Source organism: Pseudomonas sp. NBRC 111119 (assembly GCF_001320125.1).
In the GTDB taxonomy this organism is placed as follows: domain Bacteria; phylum Pseudomonadota; class Gammaproteobacteria; order Pseudomonadales; family Pseudomonadaceae; genus Aquipseudomonas; species Aquipseudomonas parafulva.
Map to the genome: position 1 here is coordinate 30430 of NZ_BCAV01000048.1, position 17339 is coordinate 47768.

General features: G+C 60.9%; 16 protein-coding genes. 13 read left to right on the top strand and 3 right to left on the bottom strand.

Annotated elements, in window-relative coordinates; genetic code table 11:
* The first annotated feature begins 74 nt into the window (after positions 1–74).
* The 11 genes from APH25_RS17990 (at position 75) to APH25_RS18040 (ending at position 14030) form a co-directional block, all read left to right on the top strand.
* Entirely contained in the window at positions 75–2876 is a 2802-nt protein-coding gene (locus APH25_RS17990; protein ID WP_060482866.1) for an LPS-assembly protein LptD, read from the top strand.
* Positions 2857–4176, top strand: coding sequence for a peptidylprolyl isomerase SurA (surA, locus tag APH25_RS17995; RefSeq protein WP_060482902.1), 1320 nt, complete (start codon positions 2857–2859; stop codon positions 4174–4176). Before APH25_RS17990 ends, surA begins: the two co-directional genes overlap by 20 nt.
* Positions 4173–5162 carry a 4-hydroxythreonine-4-phosphate dehydrogenase PdxA gene (gene pdxA, locus APH25_RS18000; protein WP_060482867.1) on the top strand — a complete coding sequence of 330 codons (990 nt, stop codon included), beginning with the start codon at positions 4173–4175 and terminating at the stop codon, positions 5160–5162. The genes surA and pdxA overlap by 4 nt, the downstream gene beginning before the upstream one ends.
* Positions 5159–5959 (top strand): 16S rRNA (adenine(1518)-N(6)/adenine(1519)-N(6))-dimethyltransferase RsmA, encoded by an 801-nt coding sequence (rsmA, locus tag APH25_RS18005; RefSeq protein ID WP_028633540.1) that lies wholly within the window; start codon positions 5159–5161, stop codon positions 5957–5959. The genes pdxA and rsmA overlap by 4 nt, the downstream gene beginning before the upstream one ends.
* A gap of 123 nt (positions 5960–6082) precedes the next feature.
* Entirely contained in the window at positions 6083–6463 is a 381-nt protein-coding gene (gene apaG, locus APH25_RS18010) for a Co2+/Mg2+ efflux protein ApaG (RefSeq protein ID WP_028633541.1), read from the top strand.
* The gene (locus tag APH25_RS18015) at positions 6463–7329 is read left to right on the top strand and encodes a symmetrical bis(5'-nucleosyl)-tetraphosphatase (protein WP_060482868.1); all 867 of its coding nucleotides are present in this window, start codon (positions 6463–6465) and stop codon (positions 7327–7329) included. Before apaG ends, APH25_RS18015 begins: the two co-directional genes overlap by 1 nt.
* A gap of 14 nt (positions 7330–7343) precedes the next feature.
* On the top strand, positions 7344–7673 hold the full coding sequence (glpE, locus tag APH25_RS18020) for a thiosulfate sulfurtransferase GlpE (RefSeq protein WP_060482869.1): 330 nt from the start codon (positions 7344–7346) through the stop codon (positions 7671–7673).
* A gap of 284 nt (positions 7674–7957) precedes the next feature.
* A complete protein-coding gene (locus APH25_RS18025; RefSeq protein ID WP_028633544.1) occupies positions 7958–9880 on the top strand; it encodes a PrkA family serine protein kinase in 1923 nt (640 codons plus the stop codon).
* A gap of 163 nt (positions 9881–10043) precedes the next feature.
* Positions 10044–11315: a YeaH/YhbH family protein gene (locus tag APH25_RS18030; RefSeq protein ID WP_060482870.1), complete on the top strand. Its 1272-nt coding sequence runs from the start codon at positions 10044–10046 to the stop codon at positions 11313–11315.
* On the top strand, positions 11312–12880 hold the full coding sequence (locus APH25_RS18035; protein ID WP_028633546.1) for a SpoVR family protein: 1569 nt from the start codon (positions 11312–11314) through the stop codon (positions 12878–12880). The genes APH25_RS18030 and APH25_RS18035 overlap by 4 nt, the downstream gene beginning before the upstream one ends.
* A gap of 55 nt (positions 12881–12935) precedes the next feature.
* On the top strand, positions 12936–14030 hold the full coding sequence (locus APH25_RS18040) for a multifunctional CCA addition/repair protein (RefSeq protein ID WP_060482871.1): 1095 nt from the start codon (positions 12936–12938) through the stop codon (positions 14028–14030).
* Between the two features lie 56 nt (positions 14031–14086).
* Here APH25_RS18040 and folK read toward each other — a convergent pair whose 3' ends face one another.
* Complete coding sequence (gene folK / locus APH25_RS18045; protein ID WP_060482872.1) at positions 14087–14596, bottom strand: 2-amino-4-hydroxy-6-hydroxymethyldihydropteridine diphosphokinase; 510 nt, start codon at positions 14594–14596, stop codon at positions 14087–14089.
* A complete protein-coding gene (gene folB / locus APH25_RS18050) occupies positions 14587–14943 on the bottom strand; it encodes a dihydroneopterin aldolase (protein ID WP_028633549.1) in 357 nt (118 codons plus the stop codon). Before folB ends, folK begins: the two co-directional genes overlap by 10 nt.
* Positions 14944–15017: 74 nt before the next feature.
* Here folB and plsY point away from each other — a divergent pair, with 74 nt between their 5' ends.
* Complete coding sequence (plsY, locus tag APH25_RS18055; protein ID WP_060482873.1) at positions 15018–15587, top strand: glycerol-3-phosphate 1-O-acyltransferase PlsY; 570 nt, start codon at positions 15018–15020, stop codon at positions 15585–15587.
* Positions 15588–15606: 19 nt separating this feature from the next.
* Here the strand turns inward: plsY and tsaD are convergent, their stop codons facing one another.
* Entirely contained in the window at positions 15607–16632 is a 1026-nt protein-coding gene (tsaD, locus tag APH25_RS18060; RefSeq protein WP_028633551.1) for a tRNA (adenosine(37)-N6)-threonylcarbamoyltransferase complex transferase subunit TsaD, read from the bottom strand.
* Between the two features lie 204 nt (positions 16633–16836).
* Between tsaD and rpsU the strand changes: the two genes are divergently transcribed.
* Positions 16837–17052 (top strand): 30S ribosomal protein S21, encoded by a 216-nt coding sequence (gene rpsU, locus APH25_RS18065; protein ID WP_003255575.1) that lies wholly within the window; start codon positions 16837–16839, stop codon positions 17050–17052.
* The last annotated feature ends 287 nt before the right edge of the window (positions 17053–17339 follow it).

Here is a 17339-nt window from a genome sequence, read left to right on the forward strand (position 1 = left end):
TCTTTTTCAGACCATCGAGAGGCGTGCGGCCCCACACGCGGGCAGATGGCACGCAGGAAGCCCGGACTAATAAGATGGCATTGAAATCCCCCGCGTTTCGTAGAAAGTTTCCGTTGCTGGTCACCGGCGGTCTGCTGGCCCTGCAACCTCTAGCCATGTCGCACGTCGTGGCAGCCGAACAATTCGACTGCCAAGTGTCCGCCTCCGGTGGTTGGGACTGCAAGCCCAAGGCTCAGGTCAACAACCTGCCGCCACGGCCGGTGCACGAGGGTGCTGCCGTCAGCGCCGGCACCGCCGGCGAGGCGCAAGCCGCCGACCGCCCGACGCTGGTTACCGAGGCCAAGGGCCGCGGCCTGAAGTCGCGCAGCGAAGACTACAGCCACCTGGACTGGGTCCCGCGTGACAAGCTCACCGCTGCTCAGCTGGCCGAAACCGGCCCGTATTGCGGTGGCGCCTATATCGAGCCAACCCGCCCAGGCATGGCCGACACCACGCCCAAGGACGAGTCGCCTACCTACATCAACGCCAAGGTGTCCAAGTACCAGCAGGAGCAGCAGATCGCTACCCTCGCCGGCAACGTGGTAATGCGCCAGGGCAGCATGCAGGCCGAGGCCGACGAGGCCAACCTCTACCAGACCGAGAACCGTGGCGAGCTCAAGGGCAACGTCAAGATCCGCGACAACGGTTCGCTGGTGGTGGGTGACCAGGCACAAATCCAGCTCGACACTGGCGAGGCCCAGGTCGACAACGCCGAATACGTGATGCACAAGTCGCACATTCGCGGCAGTGCCCTTTACGCCAAACGCGGTGAGAACGCGATCATCCGCCTCAAGGATGGGACGTACACCACCTGTGAACCGGGCAGCAACGCCTGGCAGCTCAAGGGCAACAACATCACCCTGAACCCGGCCACCGGCTTCGGTACCGCGACCAACGTCACCCTGCGGGTCAAGGATTTCCCGGTGTTCTACACACCGTACATCTACTTCCCGATCGACGACCGTCGCCAGTCCGGCTTCCTGCCGCCATCGTTCAGCACCAGCAGCGACACTGGCTTCATGCTGGTGACGCCGTACTACTTCAACCTGGCACCCAACTACGATGCCACGTTGTACCCGCGCTACATGACCAAGCGCGGCCTGCTGATGGAAGGCGAATTCCGCTACCTGACCCCTTCGAGCGAAGGCCAGTTCGGCGGCGCCTACCTCAACGACAAGAGCGACGAGCGCAAAGACCAGACTGATTACAAGGATCAGCGCTGGATGGTCAACTGGCAGCACAAGGGCGGCCTGGACGAGCGCCTGATGACCGAGGTGAACTACACCGACATCAGCGACCCGTTCTACTTCCAGGACCTGGAATCCGACCAGATCGGCGTCGACAACAAGGACTTCCTCGATCAGCAAGGTGCGCTCACCTACCGCGGCGACAGCTACACCGCCCGGTTGAACGTACACGCCTACGAGGCGGCCACCATTTCGCAGATCACGCCGTACGACCGCCTGCCGCAGATCACCTTCAATGGTGTGCTGCCTTATCAGCCGGGCGGGCTGAACATGGCGTATGAAACCGAAGCGGTGCGTTTCGAGCGTGACTTGAAGAAAGGCCCGGTGTTCGACAAGGACGGTAACCTTGACCTGACCGCAGGTGCCGATGGCCGTCGTCTTGACGAGAACATCACCGGCATACAGCGCGCCAACGGCACACGCCTGAACGTTGCGCCATCGATCAGCTATCCGATGCAGGCCAGCTATGGCTACCTGACGCCGAAGCTGAAGTATGCCTACACCCAGTACGATCTTGATCTGGATGGAAAAGGCAAGGCTGAAGCGATCATTCAGCACAATGCCGACTCCAGCGTTTACGGCGACTACAGCAGCTCTGTGAACCGCAGCGTGCCGATCTTCAGCGTCGACAGCGGCTTGTATTTCGACCGCAACACTACTCTGTTCGGCAACAGCTACAAGCAAACCCTCGAGCCGCGCCTGTACTACCTGAACGTTCCCTACAAGGACCAGAAGGACATTCCGCTGTTCGACACGGGCGAAACCTTGTTCAGCTATGACTCGCTGTTCCGCGACAACCGCTTCAGCGGTACCGATCGTATCGGCGACGAAAACAAGCTGTCGCTGGGCGCCACGACTCGCTGGATCGAAGACAACGGCTTCGAACGCCAGAACTTCAGCATCGGTCAGGCTTACTACTTCAAGGACCGCAAGGTTCAGTTGCCGGGTATCGACTACCGCACCCGCAAAGACTCGCAGTCCGATGTATCGCCGTATGCACTGGTGTACAACTACTACTTCAATCGCGACTGGCGCTTCAATTCGGACTTCAACTGGGACCCGGACAGCCGCAGCACCCGCTCGGGCAGTGCAATGTTCCATTACCAGCCTGAAGACAACCCGAACAAAGTGGTCAACCTCGGTTATCGCTACCGCAACGACACCATCGCCTATGACTCAACCACGGGTACGTGGAAAGTGGGCGGTGGTAACTACGGGGTCGAGGGGCAACCTAACTTCATCAAGGACTACTACAAGATCCAGCAGCATGACTTCTCGGTCATCTGGCCGATCGTCCCGCAGTGGAGCGTCATCGCTCGCTGGCAGCATGACTACAACCGCAACCGTACCCTGGAAGCCATGGGCGGTTTCGAATATGACAACTGCTGCTGGAAACTGCGCCTGATCAACCGCTACTGGCTCGACTTCGACGACTTCAGCCAGGCACTGCCGCAGAACGAAAAAGGCGACCATGGTGTGTTCCTCCAGATCGTCCTGAAAGGTCTGGGCGGCGTGGTTGGCAACAAGGTCGAATCTTTCCTCGACAAAGGCATTCAAGGTTATCGTGAACGTGAAGACCAAGCTTATTGATCGACTGCGCCCAGTGCTGCTGGGCGTCGCTTTGCTGAGTGGCGCAGTACATGCTGCGGTGCAGCCGCTTGATCGTGTGGTAGCCATCGTTGACAACGACGTGGTGATGCAAAGCCAGCTGGACCAGCGTGTCCGCGAGGTCCAGCAAACCATCGCCAAGCGCGGCGGCGGCGTGCCGCCCTCCGGCGCCCTGGAACAGCAGGTACTGGAACGCCTGATCGTCGAGAACCTGCAATTGCAGATCGGCGAGCGTTCCGGCATCCGCATCACTGACGAGGAACTCAACCAGGCCATCGGCACCATTGCCCAGCGCAATGGCATGTCCCTGGACCAGTTCCGTGCGGCCCTGGCCCACGACGGCCTGTCGTTTGACGACGCCCGTGAACAGGTCAAGCGCGAGATGATCATCAGCCGCGTGCGTCAGCGCCGTGTGGCCGAGCGCATTCAGGTTTCCGAGCAGGAAGTGAAAAACTTCCTGAATTCGGACCTGGGCAAGATGCAGATGTCCGAAGAGTACCGCCTGGCCAACATCCTCATCCCCACCCCTGAAGCGGCCAACTCTCAGGCCATCCAGGCAGCCGCCCGTCAGGTCGGCGATGTGTACCAGCAGCTCAAGCAGGGCGCGGACTTCGGCCAGATGGCCATTGCCCGTTCCGCCAGCGAGAACGCACTGGAAGGTGGCGAGATGGGCTGGCGCAATGCGGGGCAACTGCCACCGGACTTCGCCAAGATGCTGAGCAGCATGGCAATAGGTGATATCACCCAGCCCATCCGCATCCCCAATGGCTTCATCATCCTCAAGCTCGAGGAAAAACGCGGCGGTAGCCAGAACGTGCTGCGCGATGAAGTGCACGTGCGCCACATTCTGATCAAGCCAAGTGAGGTGCGCAGCGAAGCGGCCACCGAACAACTGGCCGAGAAGATCTACGAACGCATCAACAACGGCGAAGACTTTGCCACCCTGGCCAAGAGCTTCTCGGAAGACCCGGGCTCGGCGCTCAACGGCGGCGACCTCAACTGGGTTGACCCGAACAGCCTGGTACCGGAGTTCCGCGAGCAGATGGCCAACGCCCAGCAAGGCGTAGTGGCCAAACCGTTCAAGACCCAGTACGGCTGGCATGTCATGGAAGTGCTGGGCCGTCGTGCCACCGACAGCACCGAACAGGCACGCGAGCAGCAGGCCATGACCGTTTTGCGTAACCGCAAGTACGACGAAGAGCTGCAAACCTGGCTGCGCCAGATTCGCGACGAAGCCTACGTTGAAATCAAGCTGCCTGGCGCTGACCAGGCCGCCCAGTGAAGCCACTGCGCTTCGCCGTCACCCCCGGCGAGCCAGCGGGCATAGGCCCCGACCTGTGCCTGCTGCTCGCCGCAGACGCCCAGCCCCACCCCCTGATTGCTATCACCAGCCGTGACCTGCTCGCCGAGCGGGCCACCCAGCTGGGGCTGGCGGTCGACCTGCTGCCGGTAGGGCCACAGCAATGGCCGGACCGGCCTGCGCCAGCAGGCAGTCTCTATGTGTGGGACACGCCACTGGCGGCCCCAGTAGTGGCGGGCCAACTGGACAACGCCAACGCCGCGTTCGTCCTGCAAACCCTCACCCGTGCCGGCCAAGGCTGCCTGGACCAACACTTTGCCGGCATGATCACCGCGCCGGTGCACAAGGGCGTCATCAACGAAAGTGGCATCGCCTTCTCTGGGCACACCGAGTTTCTGGCCGAACTGACCCACACCGAGCAGGTGGTGATGATGCTGGCCACCCATGGCCTGCGCGTTGCCCTGGTGACCACCCACCTGCCCCTGCGCGATATCGCCGATGCCATCACCGCCGAGCGTCTTGAGCGGGTTACACGCATCCTGCATGCAGACATGCGTAACAAGTTCGGCATCCCCCACCCTCGCATTCTGGTATGCGGCCTTAACCCCCATGCGGGTGAAGGTGGCCATCTGGGCCGCGAGGAAATCGACATTATCGAGCCAGCCCTGGCCCGCCTGCGCGCCGAAGGCATGGACCTGCGCGGGCCATTGCCAGCCGATACCCTGTTTACCCCCAAATATCTGGAGCACTGCGATGCGGTGCTGGCGATGTATCACGACCAGGGCCTGCCCGTACTCAAGTACAAGGGCTTTGGCGCGGCGGTCAACGTGACCCTGGGGCTGCCCATCATCCGTACCTCGGTTGACCACGGCACTGCCCTGGACCTCGCTGGCACCGGAAACATCGACACCGGCAGCCTGCGCGTTGCGCTGCAAACTGCCTACCAGATGGCCGAGAACCGACCATGAACGAGCAATACCAACACCGGGCGCGCAAGCGCTTCGGTCAGAACTTCCTGCACGACGCAGGCATCATCGACCGCATCCTGCGGGCTATCAACGCCAAGGCTGGCGAGCACCTGCTGGAGATCGGCCCGGGCCAGGGCGCCCTCACCGAGGGGCTGTTGGGCAGTGGCGCGCAACTGGACGTGGTTGAACTGGACAAGGACCTTGTGCCGATCCTGCAGCACAAGTTCGCAGATCGTGGCAACTTCCGCCTGCACCAGGGCGACGCCCTGAAGTTCGACTTCAACCAGCTGGGCGTCCCCCCACGCAGCCTGAAAGTGGTCGGCAACCTGCCCTACAACATTTCGACGCCCCTGATCTTCCATTTGCTCAGCCATGCCGGGCTGATCCGCGACATGCATTTCATGCTGCAAAAGGAAGTGGTCGAGCGCATGGCCGCAGGGCCCGGCGGTGGCGATTGGGGCCGCCTGTCGATCATGGTGCAGTACCACTGCCGGGTGGAACACCTGTTCAACGTTGGCCCAGGCGCCTTCAACCCGCCGCCCAAGGTGGACTCCGCCATTGTGCGCCTGGTACCCCACGAAGTGCTGCCACACCCGGCGAAGGATGCGCGCCTGTTGGAGCAGGTGGTACGCGAGGCGTTCAACCAGCGCCGCAAAACCCTGCGCAACACCATGAAGGGCCTGCTCGACAGCCAAGCCATCGAAGCGGCTGGCGTGGACGGCAGCCTGCGGCCCGAGCAGCTTGACCTGGCAGCCTTCGTGCGCCTGGCTGACCAATTGGCAGACCAGCAAGCCTGACCTCAGCGCGACCATTGGGCATCTGCTCAATCCACATGCCGAGCGGCGCAGGGCCAGTGCTGGCCCTGCGCACCATCAATGGCCTAGACTGCATCATTGCGTCAGTTCGCCCAAGGCCCTTGCATGACCGACCCCCGCTATCAGATCGACGTCAGCGTCGTGACCCGCTATCTCAAAGAACAATCCGACCCGGATAACAGCCGTTTCGCCTTCGCCTACACCATTACGGTGCAGAACAACGGCTCACTCAAAGCCAAGCTGCTGTCACGGCACTGGCTGATCACCAATGGTGATGGTGAAGTGGAGGAAGTGCGCGGCGCCGGCGTGGTCGGGCAGCAACCCAACATCGACCCGGGCCAGAGCCATACCTACAGCAGCGGCGCGGTGATCACTACCCGCGTCGGCACCATGCAGGGCAGTTACCAGATGTTCGCCGAAGACGGCAAACGTTTCGATGCCACCATCGCGCCTTTCCGCTTGGCTGTACCCGGGGCATTGCACTGATGGCCACCTATGCCGTCGGCGATCTGCAAGGCTGCCTGGAACCACTCAAATGCCTGCTGGACCGAGTGAAATTCAACCCAAGTGTCGACCGCCTGTGGCTGGTGGGCGACCTGGTGAACCGCGGCCCGGAATCACTCGAAACCTTGCGCTTTCTGTACGCCATGCGCGAGTCACTGGTGTGCGTACTCGGCAACCATGACCTGCACCTGCTGGCCGCATGGCACAACGTCGAGCGCTTGAAAAAAAGCGACACGCTGCGTGAGGTCATCGAGGCGCCGGATGCCGATCAGCTGTTCGACTGGCTGCGCCAGCAAAAACTGCTGCATTACGATGAAGCACGCGGCATCGCGCTGGTTCATGCGGGCATCCCCCCGCAGTGGACGCTGGGCAAAGCCCTTGAGTTGGCGGCAGAGGTGGAAGCGGTGCTGCGAGATGACAACCGCCTGCAGCTTTATCTGGACGGCATGTACGGCAACGAGCCGAACAAGTGGAGCAAAAACCTTGCGGGTGTCGAACGCCTGAGGGTGATCACCAACTGCCTCACACGCATGCGCTTCTGCACCGCCGAGGGCAAGCTGGACCTCAAGAGCAAGGAAGGCCTGGAAACAGCACCCAAGGGCTTCAAACCCTGGTATGCCCACAAGGGCCGGCGCTCGCGCCACGTGAAGATCATCTTTGGCCACTGGGCCGCCTTGCAGGGCCAGGTCGACGAACCTGACATCATCGCGCTGGACACCGGTTGCGTATGGGGTGGGGCCATGACCCTGTACAACGTCGACAGTGGCGAATATCACCATTGCGACTGTGGCGAAGGCGGCACCCTGCGCTCAGCGGCGCACCCAACTACACTGAACGATCAGACTTGAAGGAAGCACTACTCATGAGCGAATTCAAACGCATCCCCCCCGAGCAGGCCCTGGCGCTCAAGCAGGCAGGTGCGGTAGTGGTGGACATTCGCGACCCGCAGGCATTCGCCGCCGGCCATATCAGCGGTGCCCGGCACCTGGACAACCAGTCGGTCCCGGATTTCATCCGCAGCGCCGACCTGGACGCCCCGACGTTGGTGGTGTGCTACCACGGCAACTCCAGCCAGAGCGCTGCGGCCTACCTGGTGAACCAGGGCTTTTCCGACGTGTACAGCATCGATGGCGGTTTTGAGCTGTGGCGTGCCACCTTCCCTGCAGAAACCGCCCAGGGCATCGCCGAATAATTTTTTCATAGTGACTGCAGCCCGCGCCCCGTGCGGGCTGGCGCCTAATCTGACGAACGGTCGTTCGCAACTTCTGCCTGCCCCGCCCTTGACCTTGCCGATAACCAACTATTCTTAAGCTCAGGCCATCCGGAAAAAGGGGAGAGCCGGTACACCGGCGTGCGGGTCATCGGTAGCGTTACAGGGTGTTCTGGGGGGTACACAGCAGCCGGGGAAATTCGGTTGCATGCCAGCATCAGCTGACTGATCCGGCGTCGTCTCTACGTATCGAGCGAGGTGACGTCATGAGTATTTTTAGCCACTTCCAACAACGCTTCGAGTCCACGCGCCAGGAAGAACTCTCGCTGCAGGAGTACCTCGAGCTGTGCAAAGAGGATCGCAGTGCCTACGCATCGGCGGCCGAACGCCTGTTGCTGGCAATCGGTGAACCCGAGCTGATCGACACCTCTGCCAACTCCAGGCTGTCGCGTATATTTTCCAACAAAGTCATTCGGCGCTACCCGGCCTTTGCCGACTTCCATGGCATGGAAGAGTGCATCGACCAGATCGTCTCTTACTTCCGCCACGCCGCCCAGGGCTTGGAGGAGAAGAAACAGATCCTCTACCTGTTGGGCCCGGTTGGCGGCGGTAAATCGTCCCTGGCCGAAAAGCTCAAGCAGTTGATGGAGCGGGTACCGTTCTATGCCATCAAGGGGTCGCCTGTATTCGAATCCCCCCTGGGGTTGTTCAACGCCACTGAAGACGGGGCCATTCTCGAGGAAGAGTACGGCATCTCGCGGCGATACCTGAGCACCATCATGTCGCCCTGGGCCACCAAGCGCCTGCAGGAGTTTGGCGGTGACATCAGCAAGTTCAAGGTGGTCAAGCTGTACCCCTCTATCCTCAACCAGATCGCCATCGCCAAGACCGAACCGGGCGATGAGAACAACCAGGATATCTCTGCGCTGGTGGGTAAGGTGGATATCCGCAAGCTCGAGGAATTCCCGCAGAACGACGCCGATGCCTACAGCTACTCGGGCGCGCTGTGCCGGGCCAACCAGGGCCTGATGGAGTTTGTGGAAATGTTCAAGGCACCGATCAAGGTGCTGCACCCCCTGCTTACCGCTACCCAGGAAGGCAACTACAACAGTACCGAAGGCCTGGGGGCGATCCCCTACTCCGGCATTCTGCTGGCCCACTCCAACGAATCGGAGTGGCACACGTTCCGCAACAACAAGAACAACGAGGCCTTCATCGACCGTATCTACATCGTCAAGGTGCCGTATTGCCTGCGCGTCAGCGATGAGATCAGGATCTACGACAAGCTGCTGGTCAACAGCTCGCTGTCCAAGGCCCACTGCGCACCCGACACCTTGAAGATGCTCGCCCAGTTCACCGTCCTTTCGCGCCTCAAGGAACCGGACAACTCAAACATCTACTCCAAGATGCGCGTGTACGACGGTGAAAACCTCAAGGACACCGACCCCAAGGCCAAGTCCATTCAGGAGTACCGCGATTCGGCCGGTGTCGACGAGGGCATGAACGGCCTGTCCACCCGGTTTGCCTTCAAGATCCTGTCCAAGGTCTTCAACTTTGACCCGCACGAAGTGGCCGCCAACCCGGTACACCTGTTGTATGTGCTGGAACAGCAGATCGAACAGGAACAGTTCCCCGCCGAAGTGCGTGAGCGCTACCTGCGTTACCTGAAAGAATACCTGGCTCCTCGTTATATCGAGTTCATTGGCAAGGAAATCCAGACCGCCTACCTGGAGTCGTACAGCGAATACGGGCAGAACATCTTCGACCGCTATGTGCTGTATGCCGACTTCTGGATCCAGGACCAGGAGTACCGCGACCCGGAAACCGGTGAAATCCTCAACCGCATCGCCCTTAACGAAGAACTGGAAAAAATCGAGAAACCTGCCGGCATCAGCAACCCGAAGGACTTCCGCAACGAGATCGTCAACTTCGTGCTGCGCGCCCGCGCCAACAACAACGGCAAGAACCCGAGCTGGCTCAGCTATGAAAAGCTGCGGGTGGTGATCGAGAAGAAAATGTTCTCCAACACCGAGGATCTGTTGCCCGTCATCAGCTTCAATGCCAAGGCCAGCAAGGAGGACCAACAGAAACACAACGATTTCGTCACGCGGATGGTGGAGCGTGGCTACACCGACAAGCAGGTTCGCCTGCTGTCGGAATGGTACCTGCGTGTAAGGAAATCGCAATAGAGCGCCAAGCTGTGAGCTGCAAGCTGCAAGCTGTTCGCCGTACGGTTCAGTACCTACGCAATAGCTTGCAGCAGCGCTGCCTGCTCTTTCTTGAAGCTTGCAGCTTGAAGCTTGTAGCTCGCGGGCTTGTAGCTCCGCGCTGCATCCAGTCACCGGAGGGACCATGAGCTACGTTATTGACCGACGCCTGAACGGCAAGAACAAGAGCACGGTCAACCGCCAGCGTTTCTTGCGGCGGTACCGCGATCACATCAAGAAAGCCGTCGAAGAGGCGGTGAGCCGCCGCTCGATCATGGACATGGAGCACGGCGAACAGATCAGTATTCCGGGGCGCGATATCGATGAACCGGTGCTGCACCACGGGCGTGGTGGCAAGCAGACCATCGTGCACCCTGGCAACAAGGAATTCACCGCCGGTGAACACATCGCCCGGCCTCAGGGTGGCGGCGGCGGGGGTGGCCGGGGCAAGGCCGGCAACTCAGGTGACGGCATGGACGACTTCGTCTTCCAGATCACCCAGGAAGAGTTTCTGGAATTCATGTTCGAAGACCTGGAGCTGCCCAACCTGGTCAAACGTCACATCACCGGGGCCGACACCTTCAAAACCGTGCGCGCAGGCGTGGCCAGTGAAGGCAACCCCTCACGCATCAATATCGTGCGCACACTGCGTTCGGCCCATGCCCGGCGCATTGCCCTGACCGGTAGCAGCCGTGCCCTGCTGCGCGAGGCGCAAAAGGAGCTCGAGCGCCTGCGGGTGGAAGAGCCTGACAATTTCACTGATATTCAGGAGGTCGAGCAGGAAATCGTTCGTCTCAAGGCGCGCATCAACCGCCTGCCCTTCCTGGATACGTTCGACCTCAAGTACAACCTGCTGATCAAGCAACCCAACCCCAGCTCCAAAGCCGTGATGTTCTGCCTGATGGATGTCTCCGGCTCGATGACTCAAGCCACCAAGGACATCGCCAAGCGCTTTTTCATTCTTTTGTACCTGTTCCTGAAACGTAACTACGACCGTATCGAGGTCGTGTTCATCCGCCACCACACCAGCGCACGCGAAGTGGATGAGGAAGAGTTTTTCTACAGTCGCGAAACCGGCGGCACCATCGTCTCCAGCGCACTCAAGCTGATGCAGGAGATCATGGCCGAGCGCTACCCGGCCAGTGACTGGAACATCTACGCCGCCCAGGCGTCGGATGGCGACAACTGGAATGACGATTCACCTATCTGCCGGGATATCCTGACCAAGCAGATCATGCCCCACGTGCAGTACTACACGTATGTCGAGATCACCCCGCGTGAACACCAGGCGCTGTGGTATGAATACGAGCGCATCGGCGATGCATTTCCAGACACCTTTGCCCAGCAACAGTTGGTATCGGCCGGCGATATCTACCCGGTCTTCCGTGAACTCTTCCAGCGCAGGTTAGCCACATGACCGCCAGAGCACAGAGACGCCAGCCCATTTCCACCGGGTCAGAGTGGACATTCGAACTGATCCAGAACTACGACCGGGAAATTGGCCGCCTGGCCGAGCGCTACGCCCTGGATACGTACCCCAACCAGATCGAGGTCATTACCGCCGAGCAGATGATGGATGCCTATGCATCCGTCGGCATGCCTCTGGGCTATCACCACTGGTCGTACGGTAAACAGTTTCTCAGCACCGAAAAATCCTATACCCGTGGGCAGATGGGCCTGGCCTACGAGATCGTGATCAACTCCGACCCCTGCATCGCCTACCTGATGGAAGAGAACACCATGTGCATGCAGGCACTGGTCATTGCCCACGCCTGTTATGGCCACAACAGCTTCTTCAAGGGCAACTACCTGTTCCGCACCTGGACCGATGCCAGTTCGATCATCGACTACCTGGTTTTTGCCAAGCAGTACATTGCCCAATGCGAAGAGCGTCACGGCATCGACGCGGTAGAAGACCTGATCGACTCTTGCCATGCCCTGATGAACTACGGCGTGGACCGCTACAAGCGGCCCTACCCTATTTCCGCCGAAGAAGAGCGGCGCCGCCAAAAGGACCGCGAAGAACACCTTCAGCGGCAGATCAACGACCTGTGGCGCACCATCCCCAAGAGTGCCGAGAAGGGCAGTGACCGCGATGACGCTCGCTTCCCAGCCGAACCTCAGGAAAACATCCTCTACTTCATCGAGAAAAACGCGCCACTGCTGGAGCCCTGGCAGCGAGAAGTGGTGCGTATCGTGCGCAAGATCGCCCAGTACTTCTATCCGCAACGCCAGACGCAAGTCATGAACGAAGGGTGGGCTACATTCTGGCACTACACCCTCATGAACGACCTCTATGACGAAGGGTTGATCACTGAAGGGTTCATGATGGAATTTCTGCAGTCGCATACCAGTGTGGTGTTCCAGCCAGGCTTCGACAGCCCGTATTACAGTGGCATCAACCCCTACGCACTCGGGTTTGCCATGTACACCGACATCCGCAGGATATGCGAGCACCCGACTGAAGAAGATCGCCGCTGGTTCCCGGACATTGCCGGCAGTGACTGGCTCGCTACCCTCAAGTTTGCCATGAGCAGCTTCAAGGACGAGAGCTTCATTCTTCAATACCTGTCGCCCAAGGTCATGCGTGACTTGAAGCTGTTCAGCATTCTCGATGATGACCAGCGCGACGACCTGCTGGTACCCGCCATTCATGACGAAGCGGGCTACCGTGTCATTCGCGAGCAACTAGCGGCCCAGTACAATTTGGGCAACCGTGAACCCAACGTGCAGATCTGGAGTGTGGACCGTCGTGGCGACCGCTCACTGACCCTGCGCCACCAGCAGCACAACCGCAAACCACTGGGGGACTCCACCGAAGAAGTGCTCAAGCACCTGCATCGGTTGTGGGGTTTCGATATCCATCTCGAAACCGTGCAGGGCGACAAAGTGATGAAGACCCACCACATGCCGCCGCGAGGCGACCACGCCGAAGGGGCTGATTACGGCCGCATGGACCTGGCAGTGGTCCACCACCTGTAACCCCACGCCATGGCTGCCGACGGGTTATCCTGTCGGCATTCATGGAGAGTTGTACATGCACATTTACAAAGTCGGCGGCGCAGTACGTGACCGCCTGCTCGGCCTTCCTGTCAGCGATACCGACTGGCTGGTGGTTGGCGCAACCGTCGAAGACATGCACGCCAAAGGCTATCGCCCGGTGGGCACAGACTTCCCCGTCTTCGTGGACCCACGTACCGGCGATGAATACGCCCTGGCCCGTACCGAGCGCAAAAGCGGTCGGGGCTACGGCGGCTTCACCTTCTACGCCAGCCCCGACGTCACCCTTGAAGAAGACCTGATCCGCCGCGACCTGACCATCAACGCCATGGCCGAAGACGAACACGGCAAGGTCTATGACCCCTACCACGGCCAGGATGATCTCGAAAAGCGCCTGCTCCGCCATGTCTCGCCGGCCTTTGCCGAGGACCCGCTGCGCGTGTTGCGTGTGGCCCGCTTTGCCGCCCGCTACGCACCCATGGGTTTCCGCATTGCCGACGACACCCTGACGTTGATGCAGCAGATCAGTGCTTCGGGCGAGCTGCAGGCACTGACCGCCGAGCGCAGCTGGAAGGAGATCCAGCGGGCACTGATGGAGGCGCAGCCACAGGTGTTCTTCCAGGTGCTAGACGCCTGCCAGGCACTCGAACAGATGATGCCAGAGCTTCACCAAGGGCCTTTGTGCCTGGCCGCACTCCAACAGGCGGCGGCCCATGCCCAGCCCCTGCACGTGCGCTGGGCGTGCCTGCTGGGCAGGCTGGCGCCAGAACAGGTCAAGGCGGTGAACAAGCGCCTCAAGGCCCCCAGGGAATCTCAGGAGCTGGCCCAGCTGACCAGCCAATGCCTGACGCTGGCAGACCGCGCACTGGAGTTGCCTGCCACTGGCCTGTTGGAGCTGCTACAGCGGTTTGACGTGTACCGGCGCCCCCAGCGTTTCGAGGACTTCATCGCCGCCTGCGAAATGACGGCCTTGGGCGATGGAAAAGCCGCCTACCCTCAGGCCGATCACCTGCGCAGCACAGCAGCTGCAGCCAGAGCGGTGAATGCGCAGCCCCTCGTGCAGGCTGGCCTTACAGGCCAAGCGCTCGGCGAAGCCCTGAAGGCCGAAAGACTAAAAGCCCTGCAATCGTAGGCGCGAGCACAGCGCACGATGCGCAACCCAGGCGGCGCCATCCGCATGCCTGCCGATCAAGCTGGCGTCAACTGCACCCCACGCCACTCGAATGCAACAGGCGCCAGCACCTGATCAATCTGCGCTTCTTGCCAGAGCTGCCCCATGGGCTTGCCCACCCCCGGGTGCACCAGCTCCGGGGCCAGCAGCGCAAGGGGCCACAGCACAAAGGCGTTTTTCAGGATTTCAGCACGCGGCAGCACCAGCCCATCGAAATTGCCGTGCAGGTCGTCATACATCAGCACATCGATATCCAGCGGCAAGCCCTTGCGATCCGGGGCGTAGCGGCCATTGTCGGCTTCGATGAACTTGAGACGGCGGTCCAGTTCGATCAGCGGCAATGTGGTCTGCCCGGTCACCACGAAATTGATGAACGGCCCGCTCTTGATACCCACCGGCTGGCTCTCGAACACAGGCGAGCACCGCATGCCGGTGAGAATGGCGGCCAGCGCATTGAGCCCGGCACACAGGTGCGCATGGCGGTCGATATTGCTGCCCAGGCCCAGGTACACCGTGCTTACAGACATCCGCGCTCGATCTCCACGCCAACACCGCCACGGGCTGCCGGAACGGCGCCTGGCTTGGTCAGCTTCAGCCGCACCCAAGGGATGTTGAACTCTTGCATCAGCACCGCTACCAGGCGCTCGGCGAAGGTTTCCACCAACTCGAAGCGCGCCTGCTCGGCAAAGGCCTGGATCCGCGCCGAGACGCTGGCGTAGTCCAGTGCCAGGCTCAGGTCGTCGCCGGCAGCCGCCGGGCGGTTGTCCCAGCCGAAGCTGAGGTCCAGGCGCAAGCACTGGCGAATATCCCGCTCCCAGTCATAGGCACCAATAACGGTATCGACTTCCAGGCCTTCGATGAACACTCTGTCCAAGCACTTCTCTCCACAGCACGACAAGGGCGACGGGCGCCGTTAGAATCAGGGCGTCCTCGCCCGGAATAGTTAGCATGTTTTGGTTACTGGCGTTACTCGCCTACCTGCTTGGCTCGCTGTCCTTTGCCATTGTTCTCAGCCGCCTTGCGGGCAGCCCGGACCCTCGTTCCAGTGGCTCGGGCAATGCCGGCGCCACCAACATGCTACGCCTTGCAGGGCGCAAGATGGCGATCCTGACCCTGCTCGGCGACCTGTGCAAGGGCCTGCTGCCAGTACTTGTCGCCCGCGCTGCCGGCCTCGACCTGCAGGCGCAGGCCTGGATAGGCATTTGTGCAGTGCTGGGCCACCTGTTTCCGCTGTACTTCCGCTTCCACGGCGGCAAGGGCGTTGCAACAGCTGCCGGCATGCTCATGGGCCTGTACTTCCCGGCGGCGCTGCTGGCCATGTGTGCCTGGCTGCTCACCCTCTACCTTACCCGTACCAGCTCGCTGGCGGCACTGATTGCAACCCCGCTGACCCTGCCATTGCTGGCCTGGCGCCAGCCCGAGGCGCTGCTGCCCATGACCGTACTGACAATACTGATCGTGTGGCGGCACCGCAGTAACCTGCGCGACCTGTTTGCCGGCCGCGAGCGGCATTTTTAACACTCACTGCGGCCAAACCTTACAGCGGGGGCAACTGCTCCATGGGCCAGCGAGCCTGCACGCTGATTGCCAGGTCCTGCTGTTGACCGGCCAGAAGCCGCTGGCAACCCGCATACGCGATCATCGCGCCATTGTCGGTACAAAATTGCGGACGCGCGTAATAGACGTTGCCTTTGATGCTGGCGAGCATGTCCTCGAGCGAGGCACGCAGGGCCTTGTTGGCGCTGACACCACCGGCAATGACCAGGCGCTTGAGGCCGGTTTGCTTGAGTGCCCGCTTGCACTTGATGGTCAGCGTCTCCACCACCGCCTGCTGGAACGCCAGGGACACGTCGCAACGGGTTTGCTCGTTGTCGTCCCCCGCATTGCGGCACTGCTGCCAGGTGTTCAGGGCGAAGGTCTTCAAGCCGCTGAAGCTGAACTCTAGGCCTGGGCGGTCCGTCATTGGCCGCGGGAATACAAAGCGCCCAGGCGTGCCGCGCTCGGCAAGGCGAGCGATTTCCGGGCCACCGGGGTAGTTCAGGCCAATCAGCTTGGCCGTCTTGTCGAACGCCTCGCCCGCCGCATCGTCAAGGCTCTCGCCCAGCAACTGATACTGACCGATGCCATCGACACGCACCAACTGGGTGTGGCCGCCGGACACCAGCAAAGCGACGAACGGAAACTCTGGCGGGCTCGCCTCCAGCATGGGTGCCAGCAGGTGGCCTTCCATGTGGTGCACACCGATGGCCGGCACACCCCAGGCAAACGCCAGCGCCTGAGCACACGACGCACCGACCAGCAGCGCACCCACCAGGCCAGGGCCAGCGGTGTAGGCGATGGCGTCGATATCGGTGGCCGCGCAGCCTGCGTCACCCAGTACCTGGCGGATCAGCGGCAGCATGCGCTTGACGTGGTCGCGCGAAGCAAGCTCCGGTACAACGCCGCCAAACACACGGTGCAGGTCGATCTGGCTGAACAGCGCATCGGCCAGCAGGCCGCGTTCGCTGTCGTATAATGCGACGCCAGTCTCGTCGCAGGATGTTTCCAATCCCAGTACTAGCATGGGCTCGTCCCTTGTGGGGGCTGAATTCGAAGCCGCGCATGATAGTCCCCGTGTTGGATGCCGACCAGCGGTTTTCGATCAGAGGCTTTGCATTCCGGCGTGCTAAGGGTTAACATCCGCAACCCTTGAAAACCGACGTTCTCCAGCACACCTTTGTTTTGCCAGGAGCGCGTCTACCCCGGTAATGAATTAAGGTAGCCCTGGATGCCAGCCGTCAAAGTTAAAGAGAACGAACCCTTCGACGTAGCTCTGCGTCGTTTCAAGCGCTCCTGCGAAAAAGCCGGTGTACTGGCTGAAGTTCGTAGCCGCGAGTTTTACGAAAAGCCGACTGCAGAACGCAAGCGCAAGGCAGCAGCAGCTGTCAAGCGTCACGCCAAGAAAGTTCAGCGCGAACAGCGCCGCGCCGTTCGTCTGTACTAATACAGGCGTTCAACGCAAAGCTTCTGCCCTGCCCGGTTAACCGCCGGGCGATGGCAGTGGTCGTTTTACACTTGAGCAACTCGCTCAAGGCCCCTGCACACGCTTCACTCACCGTGCTGCGGGCAACCTGCCTTTAACGTCAGAGCTGGTCATCTTTGTTGTAGACCAGACGTGCACGTCCGACTGACGGGCCCCTAGGGCCGGCGACGAGCACACCTTCCCTCGCATTACTCCAAGCCGCACTCGCCACATTCGGCGTGTGAGCGATTAGACTTGCCAGTTGCCAG